Source organism: Clostridium sp. FS41, assembly GCF_000954015.1.
GTDB classification, from domain to species: Bacteria; Bacillota; Clostridia; order Lachnospirales; family Lachnospiraceae; genus Enterocloster; species Enterocloster citroniae.
The window spans coordinates 211,290-226,384 of record NZ_JYHN01000069.1 but is presented as its reverse complement, the minus strand read 5'-3'; the positions used below and the strand labels follow the sequence as shown (position 1 = coordinate 226,384).

The following is a 15,095-nucleotide window of genomic DNA, read 5'->3' as shown; positions in this document are numbered from 1 at the left end:
CTTATGCCAGCAGCTTACGCAGCTTCCGGGTGTCCACCACCGTGATGGTCCCCCTTCCAAGGGAAACAATCCCTTCCTTTTCAAAATATTTCAGCATCCTGGAAACCACTTCCCGGGCCGTACCCAGATTTTTTGCAACCTGTTCATGGGTGGTGGAAATGGTGTTAGTCCGGGACTTAACCTGCTCATCGGCCAGATATGCGGCCAGGCGTTTGTCAAAGCTGGAAAAGAGGAGCTGGCCCATGGACCACATCACATCGGAGAAACGTTCCGCTGTCCGGCGGTAAATGTAATTTTCCGCATAGATATTATCCTCCATCAGGCGGTGGATGCAGGCAGCCGTTGTGATGAGAAGGGTGGATTCCTCCACAGCCTCTATGAAAATGTCAAATGTGATTTCCTGCATCATACACGCAGCGGAAAGAGTGCACACATCCTCGGCACCCAGCCGGAACAGGGTTACCTCACGTCCTTCCTCAGACTGGATATAGGTGCGGACCTGGCCTGAAAGCACAAGGATCACACCCAGGCACTCCTCGGAGCGGCTGTGGATAAAGCTGCCGGGGGAGTAGGCGCGGATGTGGGAACAGGAAACCAGCTGGTCCTTTTGTCCGGGACTGAGATGGTCCCAGAAGGGATAGCTGGTTTTTAAGGTCTCTGTTATATTATAGGAAACAGTACTCATGGCAGATGTTCCTCCTTTAACAAAAAATCATCTCACAAATCTGTGTGCCGGGAGATTCCGGGAGCACACTCATCTGCCATAAGTGTATCCTGTTTTTTGTCCTTTGTCAAAGAATCTGTCTGAGTGCCTGCTTTGGCTTTGCAGATCATCTGGGTCATGGTGCCCATGGGACAATAGACGCACCAGGAGCGGGGGCGGAACAGTACCATGGTAACCAGGCCCAGTATGGTGGAGGTGAGCATCACGCTGTAAAAGCCGAATGCAAACTGTGACATCCACAGGGGAAGCCCTGTAACGTAATAGGCGTGGTTCCAGGGAAGGCGGAAGGTCCAGAGCACAGTCACCACCTGTTTTAAACCGGTTCTTCCCCTGAACACCAGGTAGGTGCCCAAAAGCATCTGGCAGAACATGACCAGGAAAAAGACAAGGAAGCCGTAGCGGAATGCCCTGGACTTCATCCAGTTGGGAATGGGCCGGTTGGAGGAAAGGCGGAATGTTTTCCCCATAACGGAAAACAGCTGTCCCCTGCCGCAGTACCGGTTACAGTAAAGCTTGGAGCCTGCGGACAGGGAGATGAACAGAGGGACCAGAAAACAGATCAGGCCAAGCCAGGCGAACATGATGTTGAAAAATCCCAGGATCAGGTAAGCGAGGGAGGCGATCCATAAATAATCGTACCAGTGTTTGCCGGAACCGGCTTTTATTTTCCGGGAAATGGAATCTGATTTTGATGTGCTGCCCATACTATGCTTCTCCTTTCCGGTTGTCTGAAGATGAGTTGGTTTTTATTTGGCGGGGAATGATATCAATGACAGATGCAGGACATTCCCTGGAGCATTTGCCGCATCCCACGCACAGGTCCGGGTGTACCACTGCGTAGGAGCCCTTCCAGATGTCCAGGGCCTGGCGTGGACATACCTTAAGGCAGCAGCCGCAGGCAACGCAGTCGTCTTGGTGAACATAGGCAATGGATTTAGATAAGGGTTTCATTATTAAATACCTCCGGTTTGCTGTAGTGTACTCTCGGAGTCATCCCGCAAATCCGGGTAGCGGGAGACTATGGGAGTACACTGTATCTTGTTAAAGGATACCACATACCGGGGATAGGGTCGGTGACCGCGGTCACATAGAAGCAATGTACGGAAGCGGTGTACAGATGTACCGTATAAAAATTAAAAACCGCGGCCTGTGTGAGGGACCGCGGTTTTTAAATCTATTTTGGTAACTGTTCAGGACAGCTCATCTTCTTGACCGGAAAAGCCGGTCAAGAAGCATCGGATGTCCGTCCGATGTGAAAATGGGTGTAAAAACGGACTTATAAGCAAGCTTAATGCCCGCTTTTGCACCCATTTTCCCGCCGTTCTGAACTGTTACCAATTTTGTAAGGATCGTGCAGACTATTTATTCTTCTGGATCTCCCGCTCCATATCGGCCGGGGACACAAGACCTACGGACTTACCAATGATCTCGCCCCTTTTCATGTAGAGGAGGGTGGGAACGCTCATGACCTGGAAACGGGAAGCAAGATCGATCTCCTCATCAATATCTACCTTATAAAAATGTACGTCCCCGTACTTGTCAGCCATACGCTCTACAACGGGTGAAAGCATCTTGCAGGGACCGCACCATGTTGCAAAGAAATCAACGATCACCAGATCATCCCCTGCGTTTACTGCCTGATCAAATTCGCTTTTAGATAAATGTTTAATTTCCATGATAAAACCTCCTGATTTATATTCAATATTATTATTTCATTAACTGCTTATAGCATACCACATTTTAGCGGAGAGTTATGTGACAAAAATCACCAAACATTCATTCTTATATCTAATGTTTAAGATTCCTCCTTTAAGCCAAACTTATAAGAGGACGGACAGGGTTTTATTTCACTCTGTCACCGTGTCATAGGGCCAATCTGCAATGCCGCCAAAATCATAGACATTGGTATATCCCAATTTGATCAATTTGTCGGAGGCCTGCCTGCTCCTTATCCCGGTGCGGCAGTGGACTAAAAGGACCGCGTCCAGGTCCGGAAGTTCTTCCGGCTGTGTGTCGCCGATCTCCTCATTTGGAACCAGGATGGAGCCGGGGATATGTCCTGCCGCATATTCATCCGACCTGCGCACATCCACCACCGTAACGTTTCCCTTATCCATCATTGCCTTTGCTTCCTGGGCCGTGATCTTGCGGTAGGTGCCCTGTGCTTCCTGGGGCTGTGCTTCCTGTGCTTGTGTTTCCTGGGGCATTGCCTGCGCAGAAGGCGGGGGAGCTGCTGTTGCGGTGCCGCCGGATGTGCTGCACGCGGCCAGGGCGGCGCCGCACAGGAGAAAAACAGCAAATAGGGTGGGATTTAGTTTCTTCATCACATGGCTCCTTTCTGTAATTGGTTTTGATACAGTTCATGCTGTAACTATAAAACATACAGTTAAAAATGTCAATAGGAATCCTTAACTTTTTTTGAAAAATATTGTTTGAGGTATAAAAATATCGCATTGTATGCTATACTTATGCCCATAGCGTGTTTAAAAATTCATTTCCGACAGTCTGTCCCAACGGATCCGCCAGGCCCTGCCCGGCACAGTGGGACATAGCGCGCCCGCTTCGCGGTACATTGGCCCCGATTCAGCCGGCGTAGCCTTCTACGTCATCTTCTTCGGGGCCATAGTTTCCGGGAGATGGGACGTGCTGCTGCCGGAACCTGTTTTTAAACAGACATGTTTCAGGATGGAGATTGTTTTATGCCAGTAAAAGATCAAGACAACGGGTATGCCATCAATGTTGCGGATGTGACAAAGGTATACAGACTATATGAGAAACCCATTGACAGGCTGAAGGAATCCATGAGCATTTCCCATAAGAATTACCACAGGGATTTTTATGCATTGAACCAGTTGTCCTTCCAGGTAAAAAAAGGCGAGACCGTAGGTATCATAGGAACCAATGGTTCGGGCAAGTCCACCATTTTAAAGATCATCACAGGTGTTCTGACCCCCACCACAGGCCAGGTGGAAGTGAATGGAAAGATATCGGCCCTGCTGGAGCTGGGCGCCGGCTTTAATATGGATTACACGGGAATTGAAAATATATATATGAACGGCACCATGATGGGGTATACGAAAAAGGAGATGGACGCCAAGCTTCAGGATATTCTGGACTTTGCGGAGATCGGGGATTTTGTATACCAGCCGGTGAAGACTTATTCCAGCGGTATGTTTGTACGGCTGGCTTTTGCGTTAGCCATTAATGTGGATCCTGAGATACTGATCGTGGATGAGGCTCTGTCCGTGGGAGATGTATTTTTCCAGGCGAAATGCTACCGCAGGATGGAGGAGATACGCCAGAAGGGAACGACCATTTTGATGGTGACCCATGACATGGGGAGCATCATCAAATACTGTGACAAGGTAGTGCTGCTAAACAAGGGTGAATTTGTGTCGGAGGGCGAGCCCGGCCATATGGTGGATCTATATAAGAAGATACTGGCCGGTCAGATGGATTCCCTGAAAGCGGAGCTGGACAGGGAAAAGGCCGAGGATCCGGTAGGGATGTCTGACTTTTCCGGAGGCATGGGCCTGGATCAAAAGGAGGAAGGCCATGTAACAGGCCAACTCATGAAGGACCAGCTGACCATTAACTTTGACAGGACGGAATACGGGGACGGACGGGCGGAGATCTATGACCTGGGCCTCTTTGATGAGAGGGGCAATATCACCAACCTTCTCCTTAAAGGGGAAATGTTTACGATCAAGGAGTGCATCCGGTTTAACACCGAGATTGACGCACCCATTTTCACCTATACGATCAAGGACAAAAAGGGCACGGATCTGACCGGCACCAACACCATGTTTGAGGGAGCGGACATAAAGCCGGTGAAAAATGGGGATGAATATACCGTGGAGTTTACCCAGAAGATGACGCTTCAGGGAGGCGAATATCTGCTGAGCATGTCCTGTACCGGATTTGAACACGGGGAGCACGTGGTGTACCACCGCCTGTATAATGTGACCAATATCACCGTGATATCCAACAAGAACACAGTGGGCGTATATGATATGGAGTCCCAGGTCAGGGCAGAAAAGAAAAGCAGTGACAGTTAACATGCTAAAGTAAAAAGAGGAAATTCATGAACGACATCAGTTATGAAATCTTAGATTTATTTAAAACATACGGCAGCACGCAGGAAGGCATAGAGCGGGCGCTTACATCAGACCACCGTCCGGAGGTGCTTCATGCCCTGACTCCTGTCCGGGAGAATCTTCTGGAGTGGCTGGATCTCTCTGTCCATGACCAGGTGTTGGAGATAGGATCCGGTTACGGTGCGTTCACCGGGCTCCTGGCTGACCGCTGTGCCCATGTGACGGTGATGGACAGCAGGGATGAAAATCTGGCCGTTAACCGGGAACGGAACCGGGACAAGTCCAATATTACCTATGGACTGGAGGACGGGGAGAGCAGGTTTGACTGGGTTTTCCTCATAGGGCCGAGCAGCGGAACGGGGCAAAAGGCTGATATAAGACAGATCATAGGCCGGGCCGGGAAATACCTGAAGGATCATGGCCGCCTTGTATTTGCATGTGAGAATACCATAGGGCTTCGGTTTTTGGCAGGAGGCGGACATGACCCACAGGAGGGCGCCTGGATGAAGGGGGAGCTTGAGGCAGCCTTTTTGGATGCCGGACTGCCCCGGGTTGAGTTCTACTACCCTATGCCGGATCACAGGCTGCCTGTGTCCATTTATTCAGACCGCTATCTTCCGGGCAAGGGTGACATTACCCACATGGATATGGCCTATGACAAACCGCGGTATGCCTGTTTTCATGAGGAAGAGATCTTTGACAGGCTTATCAGCGAGGGGGACTTTGGACGGTTTGCCAATGGATTTTTAATTGTGGCGTCAGCGGATGCCTCTGCCCAGAAAACCATCTTCACAAAATATAACCGTACCAGGAAAGGAAAATTCCAGATCCGGACCAGCATTCTGGAGGAAAAGGGAACCCGCTATGTGGAAAAGGCGGCTCTTGGGAGCCAGGGAAGCTGGCATATTCTTTCCTTTCAGAAGAAATACGGACAACTCCAGGAATTTAACCCTTCGGTCCGTGTGCTGGAGCCGGATATATCCCGGGACGGGATGACGGTGCGGTTTTCCTTTTTGCGTGGAGAGACACTGGCAGAACGTCTGGGCAGGGAGATCAGGGAAGGAAAAGCGCCTGTGGAGGCTATAGAGGCAGCCATGAAGGTGCTCTTTGGCGTGCCAGAGGACCAGATCATGCCCTTTGCCGTTACACCTGAGTTTACGGAGGTATTTGGGGAGATACCGGATATCAGCGACAGTTCCTACCGTGTGAGCAACATTGACGGGCTGTTTGAAAATCTGATGGTCGTAGAGGGAGAGGACGGCAGGGAAGACGGTCTGTACTGTCTGGATTACGAATGGGTGTTTGATTTTCCCGTACCGGCCCATTTTGTACAATACCGTAATTTGGCTTATTTCTATTATAAATATGAAAACTTACTGGACTATGAAGGGCTGGAAGGGTTTCTGAAGGAATTCTCAGTATCCGGGGAGATGGCGTCCGTGTATGCTTCCATGGAAAGAGCCTTCCAGTCCTATGTGCACGGGGATGGAAACCAGGGATATCTGGCAGGCTACAGCCAGAAGGTGACCACATTGGAGGAACTGAGGCAGGCAGACCAGGGCCTTGCCAGGGCAAAGGACAGGATCAACCAGCTCCAGGCAGAGGTGGAGGAAAAGAATCTCCAGATCCGCAAGGAACAGGAGGTGCAGCGCCTGACCAACAACCATGTGGCCAACCTGGAGGTGATGATCAGGGACCTGCGCCATGAGATTGATGAGCTTGGCAAGCTGGCCACCTATCTGAACGGCCACGAAGCCCTTATATTCAAACTGCGCCGCAAGCTGGGCAATGGGGTGAACCGGGTATTCCCAAAGGGGACCAGGAAACGCAAGATCCTGAACTATTGTTTTAATACGGTAAAACACCCGGTGCGTTACGGCAGGATGTATGCGGCCAAAGAGGGGCGAAACCTGATCAATGGGGATTTTGAAATCGGGGAGGATTACCTGAAATATGGCAGACTAAGGTTCCCCCAGGTGCCGGGCCAGGGAAAAGAGGGACCCGGAGGCTGGGAAGGCCCCATGGTATCCATTGTCATTCCCTGCTACAACCAGGTGCATTACACCTATGCCTGCCTTCAGTCGATCCTGGAATTTACAAAGGATGTGACATATGAGGTCATTATTGCCGATGATGTATCCACGGATGCCACCGCCCGGCTGGACCAGTATGTGGAAGGCCTGGTCATCAGCCGCAACCAGACAAACCAGGGATTTTTGAGAAACTGCAACCATGCCGCAGAGGCGGCGCGGGGCAAATATATCATGTTCCTGAACAATGACACCAAGGTGACCCGGGGATGGCTTTCATCTCTTGTAACACTGATTGAGTCGGATCCCTCCATCGGCATGGTGGGATCTAAGCTGGTGTACCCGGACGGACGTCTCCAGGAAGCAGGCGGCATTATCTGGAGCGATGGCTCCGGCTGGAACTACGGCCGTCTGGATGACCCGGACAAAGCGGAATACAATTATGTAAAAGATGTAGACTATATATCAGGAGCAGCCATTCTGCTGCCCGCGTCCCTGTGGAAGCGGATCGGAGGATTTGACCAGCGGTATGCGCCGGCTTACTGCGAGGATTCGGACCTTGCGTTTGAGGTGAGAAAGGCCGGGTACCGGGTAGTGTACCAGCCGTTGTCCAAGGTGATCCACTATGAAGGCATTTCCAATGGCACGGATGTGAATGGTACCGGGCTTAAGCGCTATCAGGTGGAGAACAGTGAAAAGCTGAAGGAAAAATGGACGGTGGAGCTGAAGGGGCAGTGCGTCAATACGGGCAATCCCAATCCCTTTAGGGCAAGGGAACGCAGCCAGGGAAAGGAGATTATCCTGGTGGTGGACCACTATGTGCCCACCTTTGACAGGGACGCCGGTTCCAAGACCACATACCAGTACCTGAAGATGTTCCTGAAAAAGGGATATGTGGTGAAGTTTTTGGGCGATAATTTCCTTCACGAGGAGCCCTATTCCACCACCCTGCAGCAGATGGGGATCGAGGTGCTCTACGGCGATGGATACGCGGCCGGCATCTGGGACTGGCTTAAGGAAAATGGGGATGAGATTTCCTATGCTTACCTGAACCGTCCCCATATCGCCACCAAGTATGTGGATTATATCAGGGATTACACCGGGATAAAGGTGATCTATTATGGCCATGACCTGCATTTTTTGCGTCTGGGAAGGGAGTATGCCCTGACCGGGGATATTGAGATCAAGCGGGAAGCGGATTACTGGAAATCCGTGGAACTGACCATGATGCATAAGGCAGCAGTATCTTATTATCCCTCCTATGTGGAGATCGATGCCATCCATGCCATTGACGGAAGCATCCGGGCAAAGGCCATAACCGCTTATGTATATGACACATTCCTTACGGACATCCGGGATGACTTTGCAAAAAGGGAAGGTTTGCTGTTTGTGGGCGGCTTTGCCCATCCGCCTAACGCGGATGCGGTGCTCTGGTTTGCAAGGGAGATCTTCCCGGGGATCAGGGAGCGCATACCGGGCATAAAGTTTTACGTGGTGGGCTCTAAGGTGACGGATGAGATCAGGGCCTTGGAGCAGGATGGAAATGGAATCATCATCAAGGGGTTTGTAAGCGAGGAGGAACTGGAAAGCCTTTATGCAAGCTGCAAGCTGGTGGTGGTGCCCCTCCGGTACGGAGCCGGAGTCAAGGGCAAGGTGGTGGAGGCCATTTACAATGGCGCTCCCATTGTGACCACCTCCACGGGAGCGGAGGGCATTCCCTTTGTGGAATCCGTCCTGGAGACGGCAGACGAGGCGGAGCAGTTCGCGGACCGGGTGGTAAACCTGTACCGGGACAATGAGCGGTGCAGGGAACTTTGCCGCAAAACCCAGGATTATATTAAGAAATATTTCAGCCTGGATGGGGCCTGGAAGGTAATTGAGGAAGATTTTACACAGAGATAAGGATGTGCATTGGCCGTTGCAGCAGACCGGACCGGCGGACAGACCGGAAGAACAGACCGGAAGAACAGACCGGAAGAACAGACCGGAAGGACAGACGGAAAAACGGACCGAATGGAGGATGAGGAATGGAAGCAATACTTTTGGCCGGCGGACTTGGCACACGGCTTCGCAGCGTGGTAAGCGACCGGCCCAAGCCCATGGCGCTGATTGAAGGACGCCCTTTTATGGAGTATGTGACCAGGGAACTGGTGCGCCACGGGATCACGGACATTATTTTTGCCGTGGGGTATAAGGGTTCCATGGTGGAGGAGCATTTTGGCAGTGGAGACAGGTTTGGATTTCATGCTTCCTACGCCTATGAGGAGACATTGCTGGGAACAGCGGGGGCTATTAAGAATGCGGGCCGTCTGATCACACAGGACAGGTTCTATGTCCTCAATGCGGATACATTTTATCAGATCGATTATACGCGGCTGTCCAAGATCATGGATGTCCGGGATCTGGACATGGCCCTTGTACTGCGGGAAGTGGAGGATGTGTCCAGATATGGACAGGCTGTCCTGGACCGGGAAGGGATACTCACTGCATTTAACGAAAAAACAGAGGAAGCCAGAACAGGGACCATTAACGGCGGCGTCTACCTGATGAAAAGGGAGCTGCTTGACAGGATCCCGGAGGGAAAGGTTTCACTGGAAAATGACATGATACCCAGATGGCTGGGCGAGGAAAAAAGGCTGGGAGGTTTTGTCAATGACGGATATTTTATCGATATCGGCATTCCCGAGGCATACTACCAGTTCCAGGAAGATGTGAGGAGGAAGGTTATATGGTGATCAGAGGAAGGGCGCCCCTTCGCGTAAGCTTTGGCGGAGGGGGAACCGATGTGGCGCCGTTCTGCGAGGAACAGGGCGGGGCCATTATCGGAAGCACCATTAATAAATATGCGTATTGTTCCATTGTCCCCAGGGAGGATGACCAGATCATTGTGAATTCCATTGATTTTGATATGACGGTCAAATACAATACAAATGAGAATTATGTCTATAACGGAAAGCTGGACCTGGTAACCGCCGCCTTAAAGGCCATGGATATCAAGCAGGGCTGCGAGGTGTTCCTGCAGTGTGACGCGCCTCCGGGCTCAGGTCTTGGAACGTCCTCCACGGTGATGGTAGCCATGCTCATGGCCATGTCCCGCTGGAAGGGAACCATGATGGACGCCTATGCCATGGCGGACCTGGCTTACCAGGTGGAGCGTCTGGATCTGGGGATCGATGGAGGTTACCAGGATCAGTATGCGGCCAGCTTTGGCGGATTTAATTTTATCGAGTTCCATGGACGCAATAATGTGGTGGTGAATCCTCTGCGCATTAAGAAGGATATCATCCATGAGCTGCAGTACAACCTGCTGCTCTGCTACACGGGAAAGATCCATGTATCCGCCAACATTATCAAGGACCAGGTCCAAAACTATGAGAAAAAGGACAGTTTTCAGGCCATGTGCGAGGTGAAGGCCCTGGCCTATGCATTAAAGGATGAGCTGTTAAAGGGCAACCTCCACAGCTTCGGAAAGCTTTTGGACTATGGATGGCAGAGCAAAAAGCGCATGAGCTCCAAGATAACCACACCCCAGATTGATGAGCTCTATGACGAGGCCCTGAAAGCAGGGGCCCTGGGCGGAAAGCTTTTGGGAGCCGGCGGGGGAGGCTATCTTTTGATGTACTGCCCCTATAATGTGCGCCACAAGGTGGCGGCCCGCATGGAGCAGGTAGGAGGCCAGCTGGCTGATTGGAACTTTGAACTGCGGGGAGCCCAGAGCTGGGTTATGGATGACGACAGATGGCAGTATGACCAGGTGACGGTCCATATGCCTGACGGAGAGTACAGGTTCGGCCTGTAAGCCGGATACAGGGAGATATGATCTGAATGGAACGAATTGTATTTTTAGACAGGGATGGTACCCTGAATGAGGAGGTCCACTATCTTCACAGACGGGAGGACTTAAAGCTGATCCCAGGCGTTCCCCAGGCGCTGAGGCTGCTGAAACAGGCCGGATACCGGCTGGTGGTGGTGACCAATCAGGCAGGGGTGGCCAGGGGGTACTATAAGGAGTCGGATGTGGAGGCGCTGCACCGCTATATGAACCGTGTATTGGAGCGGGAGGGGGCGGCCGTTGACGCCTACTATTACTGCCCCCACCATCCGGAGCATGGTCTGGGAAAATACAAAACCCAGTGCAGATGCCGCAAGCCCGGGACCGGTATGTTTGAGATGGCGGAAAAGGACTTTGAAGTGGACAAGGCCCATTCCTTTATGGTGGGCGATAAACTGCTGGACGTGGAAGCGGGAAGGAATTACGGCATTGCCTCCATTCTGGTGGGCACCGGATACGGCAGGGAGCAGCACCAAAAGGATATGGACCGGGGAGTAAACCCCGTGTACGATCATTATGGCGAGACCCTTATGGACGCGGCACGGTGGATTGTGGAGAAAGGACAGGTGTGAACCCATGAAAGAGATGGAATATCTGGAGGAACTGACCGGAAGATATCCGGTGCTTGAAGCGGTAAAGGAGGATATCCGGGCCGCTTATGAGCTTTTAAAGGATTGTTATGAGCAAGGGGGAAAGGTCCTCATCGCGGGCAACGGAGGAAGCTGCGCGGACAGTGAACACATTGTGGGGGAACTTATGAAGGGCTTTGTTAAACGGCGCCCCGTGTCCCCGGAGTTTGCCCATGCGCTCAGACAGGCCGATCCCCAGCGGGGCGCTGCGCTGGCGGAGGGACTTCAGGGAGCGCTTCCCGCAATCGCCCTCACCGGGCATACGGCCCTGTCCACCGCATTCCTCAATGATGTGGATGGGGAGATGATCTATGCCCAGCAGCTGTATGGTTATGGAAAAAAGGGAGATGTATTCATAGGTATTTCCACATCGGGCAATGCAAAGAATGTGATGTATGCCGCGGCTGTGGCAAAAGCCATGGGAATTAAGGTTATTGGCCTGGCCGGAAAGGATGGGGGAGCCCTGGCAAAGGCCAGCGATGTGCCCATTGTGGTTCCGGAAAAGGAGACCTTTAAGATCCAGGAACTCCATCTTCCGGTTTACCACGCCCTTTGCCTGATGCTGGAGGAGCATTTCTATGAAGTATAAGCATGTGTTTTCTATCTGCGCATACAAGGATTCCCCTTATCTGGAGCGCTGTATCCGTTCTCTGAAGGCCCAGAGCCTGCCGGGCCACATGATCCTGTGCACATCCACCCCAAGCCCCTACATAGACGGGCTTGCGTGGAAATATGGAATTCCTCTGTATGTAAGGGATGGGGAGAGCAATATAAGGGATGACTGGAATTTTGCCTATGAGATGGCGGATGGTGAGCTGGTCACCATCGCACATCAGGATGATATGTATCACAGGGAATATTCGGCCCAACTGCTGGAAGCCTATGGCAGATACCCGGATATGACCGTGTTTACCACGGACTATGCCATTATAAAGAACGGCCGTCTGATCACAGGGGATAAAATGCTCTGGATCAAGCGTCTGCTGCGCATTCCGCTGCGTATGCCCTGTCTGAATGGTTTGACCTGGGTCAAACGCCTGTCCCTGATCCTTGGCAATCCGATCTGCTGCCCGGCCACCACCTACCAGAAAAAAATGCTGGGTGTACCCCTGGTGCGTTCCGGATTCCAGTTTGCCCTTGACTGGGACAATCTTTACAAGCTGGCCGGGGAAAGGGGCCGTTTTATCTGCGTGGAACGTCCCCTTCTCTATTATCGAGTCCATGAGGGCGCTACAACCAAGGCATGTATTGCGGACAACAGAAGGCAGCTGGAGGAGGAAATCATGTTCAGACGCTTCTGGCCGGAACCTGTTGCCCGTCTTCTGATGCATTTTTATAAGTCGGCTTACGCAGAATATGAGTGACGGATCCGTTTTGGAAAATCGAAAGAACAGAAGGATTAAAGGTTATATATGAAAGGTAGCAAGAGAGAGAACCTGCTCCTGGCAGGGCTTTTTGGGCTGGCAGGAATATTTCTTATCATATCATGCCATAAGGTAATGGTCACCGGTCCCCTGAGCCTTGTCCTGAAGGAGGCATCTTCCAGAACCATGATGGCTGAAGTGGGAGCTGTATTTATATGGAACCTGCTCTGGCTGAAGGGCAGGGGAAAAGCGTGGGTCAGGTGTCTGGGACTTGCTGCGGGTATCGTGGTATTTACCTGGTGTCACCGGATCTTCCTTCCTGGGGCGGTATCATTCCTGTATCTGGCGGCCCTGATGCTTTGGGGCAGATGGCTGAACCGGCTCATATCCCTTGAACTAAAGGAATGCACGATCCTGGAAATGTCTTTGTCCCTGGTGACCGGAAGCGGATTCTGGATCGTGTTTGTGTGCCTCATTTCCCTGACAGGCCATGGAGGAATCCGCCTGTGGCGGTGGTGCGCGCTGATTATGGGGGCCGCCGCCCTGCTGGCCGAGGGGGCCTTGTTTGTCAGGAGGCGCCGGAGAATGCCGGCCCAGGGGGAACGGTCCCCCAGGAGCTGCCGGAGCGTATTCCTTGGCTGGATGCCGGAGCGCAGGTCCCATGCCTGGCTCCTGGCATTTATCATAACTATGGTGTTAATCCAGGCAGGACGCCTGAATATTGAGCTGGACTATGATTCCCTGCATTACGGACTCCGCTCCGTCTATGTCCTGGACAACGGCAGGGGGATCTATGAAAATCTGGGGATGATCAACCTGGTATATACCTACAGCAAAGGACTGGAGGTGCTGGTGCTTCCCCTGTGCGGCACGCCCACATATGGGTTCGTGCTGGCATTTTCATTGTGGATCGCCGTGGCTGTACTGGCCCTTGGGGCGTCCATGGTGAGCCGGGTCAAAGGGCGCGGGATGGGGCTGTTTGCGGCGGCCGTCCTCTCCTCCATACCGGGTATCATGAACATGGCGGCCACGGCCAAAAGCGATATCATCACCCTGCTGCACCAGCTGATTATCTATTATTTTTTGTGCCAGGCATTTGAGACAGGGAAAAAGGATGAAAAAGGCCCTGGCAGACAGTCGGGAACGCCCTGGCTTCTTATGGCCATAGGTACCTATCTTCTGACCATGGTCTATAAACCCACTGCATTGGTATTTTCCACCGCCCTTGGAGGCGTGGCGCTGTTGTGCCTGATCCTTACAGGCCGTCTCACCCTGGGGGATAAAAGAGGATGGCTGCTGCTGGTATTTCCCGCGGGCGCGGTGGCGGGGCTGTGGTACCGCACCTGGCTTTTGACCGGGGTGCCGGTGACCTCCATCTTTGCGGGCTTTTGCGAGAAGATCGGCTGGGCGGTTAAATATCCCTTTACCTTCCGCCATGTGATCGGGGATGCGTCCCTGCTCACAGTGGAGGAAAAGCTGGCCCGTCTGGGAAGGCGCCTTGGGGAAATGCTCCTGGCTCCCGTATCGGAGGATATGGACCATGTGATCATTGCCTGGGGAACCTGTCTGGTGACCCTGTTCCTTTTTATCTGGATATGGTCGGCGGTAAAGAGCAGGGACAGGAGGAACCCCAGGGTTTTCTTTGACCTGGTCCTGGTTCCTGTTATGGCACTGGGATGTATTGCAAGCATCTATACCCTTTCCCAGGTGGACGGAAACTATTTTATATTGTTCTATGCATTGGTGGTCATCAGCTCCATGAGGATGGCGGGGGGGATCGGTGAAGCAGGAGTTGAGAAAGCCGGGATTGAGGAAGCAGGCGCCGGGAAAGCAGGCAGGTTGTGCTGCTTGACGGTCATTCTCTTCATGGTATGCAACGTCCCTATTACCTGTCTGACCAGCTGGGCCGGAAATCCCGGATTTACCCCCATAAGCCTGAAGCACAGGGGATATTACGACCACCGCCGGGAGGCGCTTGTGAGAAGGCGGGAAAAGGGATATCAGGCTCTGGCCGGCAGCTTTACGCCCAGGACAAGGGTGGTTGCTTTTGGGACCCACCCCGATGTCCTGGAACTGCCCTGCAGCGTTCAGAGCTACTATGATGTGACGGGCAGCGGCGGAAACGTGTATCTGGTAAAGAGGCTGGCTTATTTTGAGGAATTCCTGGAATATGCGGGTACGGAATATTTCTTTGTGGAGGCAGGATATCTGGCGGGGCAGCCAAGGGCCCTTGAGATGATCGAGGACATGATCGAGGAGGGAAGCCTTACCGATATCCGGTATGAATGGGGGAATATGACAGCCAGGGTTACCCTTGACGGCGCTGCCCCTGAACATCCGGAGCAGGCTGTGGAGGAGTTTTACCAAAATTACAGCATGGAGCGTGTGACGGCCCACATGACACATCCATAAGGAAACC

At 52.4% G+C, this 15,095-nt stretch carries 13 protein-coding genes; 8 read left to right on the top strand and 5 right to left on the bottom strand.

Translation table 11 applies throughout. The annotated features are described in order from the left end of the window. Position 1 precedes the first annotated feature (1 nt). From CLFS41_RS22590 to CLFS41_RS22570, 5 genes are all read right to left on the bottom strand, one after another. Positions 2-685 carry a Crp/Fnr family transcriptional regulator gene (locus tag CLFS41_RS22590; protein WP_007866714.1) on the bottom strand — a complete coding sequence of 228 codons (684 nt, stop codon included), beginning with the start codon at positions 683-685 and terminating at the stop codon, positions 2-4. Positions 686-717: 32 nt separating this feature from the next. Continuing rightward, positions 718-1,428, bottom strand: a complete 711-nt coding sequence (locus CLFS41_RS22585) for a hypothetical protein (protein WP_045093531.1) — start codon at positions 1,426-1,428, stop codon at positions 718-720. A gap of 1 nt (position 1,429) precedes the next feature. After that, positions 1,430-1,675, bottom strand: coding sequence for a 4Fe-4S dicluster-binding protein (locus tag CLFS41_RS22580; RefSeq protein WP_007866711.1), 246 nt, complete (start codon positions 1,673-1,675; stop codon positions 1,430-1,432). Between the two features lie 407 nt (positions 1,676-2,082). After that, on the bottom strand, positions 2,083-2,400 hold the full coding sequence (gene trxA, locus CLFS41_RS22575) for a thioredoxin (protein ID WP_045093530.1): 318 nt from the start codon (positions 2,398-2,400) through the stop codon (positions 2,083-2,085). Positions 2,401-2,571: 171 nt separating this feature from the next. After that, entirely contained in the window at positions 2,572-3,048 is a 477-nt protein-coding gene (locus CLFS41_RS22570; RefSeq protein WP_082082663.1) for a rhodanese-like domain-containing protein, read from the bottom strand. A 375-nt stretch (positions 3,049-3,423) separates the two neighbouring features. Between CLFS41_RS22570 and CLFS41_RS22565 the strand changes: the two genes are divergently transcribed. From CLFS41_RS22565 to CLFS41_RS22530, 8 genes are all read left to right on the top strand, one after another. Continuing rightward, positions 3,424-4,782: an ABC transporter ATP-binding protein gene (locus CLFS41_RS22565; RefSeq protein ID WP_007866704.1), complete on the top strand. Its 1,359-nt coding sequence runs from the start codon at positions 3,424-3,426 to the stop codon at positions 4,780-4,782. Between the two features lie 26 nt (positions 4,783-4,808). Then, complete coding sequence (locus CLFS41_RS22560; protein WP_045093529.1) at positions 4,809-8,753, top strand: glycosyltransferase; 3,945 nt, start codon at positions 4,809-4,811, stop codon at positions 8,751-8,753. A 125-nt stretch (positions 8,754-8,878) separates the two neighbouring features. Next, the gene (locus tag CLFS41_RS22555) at positions 8,879-9,586 is read left to right on the top strand and encodes a nucleotidyltransferase family protein (protein WP_045093528.1); all 708 of its coding nucleotides are present in this window, start codon (positions 8,879-8,881) and stop codon (positions 9,584-9,586) included. Next, on the top strand, positions 9,580-10,650 hold the full coding sequence (locus tag CLFS41_RS22550) for a GHMP kinase (protein WP_007866698.1): 1,071 nt from the start codon (positions 9,580-9,582) through the stop codon (positions 10,648-10,650). The genes CLFS41_RS22555 and CLFS41_RS22550 overlap by 7 nt, the downstream gene beginning before the upstream one ends. 26 nt (positions 10,651-10,676) lie before the next feature. After that, positions 10,677-11,255 carry a D-glycero-beta-D-manno-heptose 1,7-bisphosphate 7-phosphatase gene (gene gmhB, locus CLFS41_RS22545; protein ID WP_007866695.1) on the top strand — a complete coding sequence of 193 codons (579 nt, stop codon included), beginning with the start codon at positions 10,677-10,679 and terminating at the stop codon, positions 11,253-11,255. A gap of 4 nt (positions 11,256-11,259) precedes the next feature. Beyond that, positions 11,260-11,901: an SIS domain-containing protein gene (locus tag CLFS41_RS22540; RefSeq protein WP_045093527.1), complete on the top strand. Its 642-nt coding sequence runs from the start codon at positions 11,260-11,262 to the stop codon at positions 11,899-11,901. Then, a complete protein-coding gene (locus CLFS41_RS22535) occupies positions 11,891-12,676 on the top strand; it encodes a glycosyltransferase family A protein (RefSeq protein WP_007866691.1) in 786 nt (261 codons plus the stop codon). The genes CLFS41_RS22540 and CLFS41_RS22535 overlap by 11 nt, the downstream gene beginning before the upstream one ends. Before the next feature lie 48 nt (positions 12,677-12,724). Further along, positions 12,725-15,088, top strand: coding sequence for a hypothetical protein (locus CLFS41_RS22530; protein WP_045093526.1), 2,364 nt, complete (start codon positions 12,725-12,727; stop codon positions 15,086-15,088). The last annotated feature ends 7 nt before the right edge of the window (positions 15,089-15,095 follow it).

Excerpts from the sequence above, each read along its gene's own strand:
- CLFS41_RS22590 (WP_007866714.1), bottom strand. The coding sequence starts at position 685 with ATGAGTACTGTTTCCTATAATATAACAGAGACCTTAAAAACCAGCTAT.
- CLFS41_RS22585 (WP_045093531.1), bottom strand. The coding sequence starts at position 1,428 with ATGGGCAGCACATCAAAATCAGATTCCATTTCCCGGAAAATAAAAGCC.
- CLFS41_RS22580 (WP_007866711.1), bottom strand. The coding sequence starts at position 1,675 with ATGAAACCCTTATCTAAATCCATTGCCTATGTTCACCAAGACGACTGC.
- trxA (WP_045093530.1), bottom strand. The coding sequence starts at position 2,400 with ATGGAAATTAAACATTTATCTAAAAGCGAATTTGATCAGGCAGTAAAC.
- CLFS41_RS22570 (WP_082082663.1), bottom strand. The coding sequence starts at position 3,048 with ATGAAGAAACTAAATCCCACCCTATTTGCTGTTTTTCTCCTGTGCGGC.
- CLFS41_RS22565 (WP_007866704.1), top strand. The coding sequence starts at position 3,424 with ATGCCAGTAAAAGATCAAGACAACGGGTATGCCATCAATGTTGCGGAT.
- CLFS41_RS22560 (WP_045093529.1), top strand. The coding sequence starts at position 4,809 with ATGAACGACATCAGTTATGAAATCTTAGATTTATTTAAAACATACGGC.
- CLFS41_RS22555 (WP_045093528.1), top strand. The coding sequence starts at position 8,879 with ATGGAAGCAATACTTTTGGCCGGCGGACTTGGCACACGGCTTCGCAGC.
- CLFS41_RS22550 (WP_007866698.1), top strand. The coding sequence starts at position 9,580 with ATGGTGATCAGAGGAAGGGCGCCCCTTCGCGTAAGCTTTGGCGGAGGG.
- gmhB (WP_007866695.1), top strand. The coding sequence starts at position 10,677 with ATGGAACGAATTGTATTTTTAGACAGGGATGGTACCCTGAATGAGGAG.
- CLFS41_RS22540 (WP_045093527.1), top strand. The coding sequence starts at position 11,260 with ATGAAAGAGATGGAATATCTGGAGGAACTGACCGGAAGATATCCGGTG.
- CLFS41_RS22535 (WP_007866691.1), top strand. The coding sequence starts at position 11,891 with ATGAAGTATAAGCATGTGTTTTCTATCTGCGCATACAAGGATTCCCCT.
- CLFS41_RS22530 (WP_045093526.1), top strand. The coding sequence starts at position 12,725 with ATGAAAGGTAGCAAGAGAGAGAACCTGCTCCTGGCAGGGCTTTTTGGG.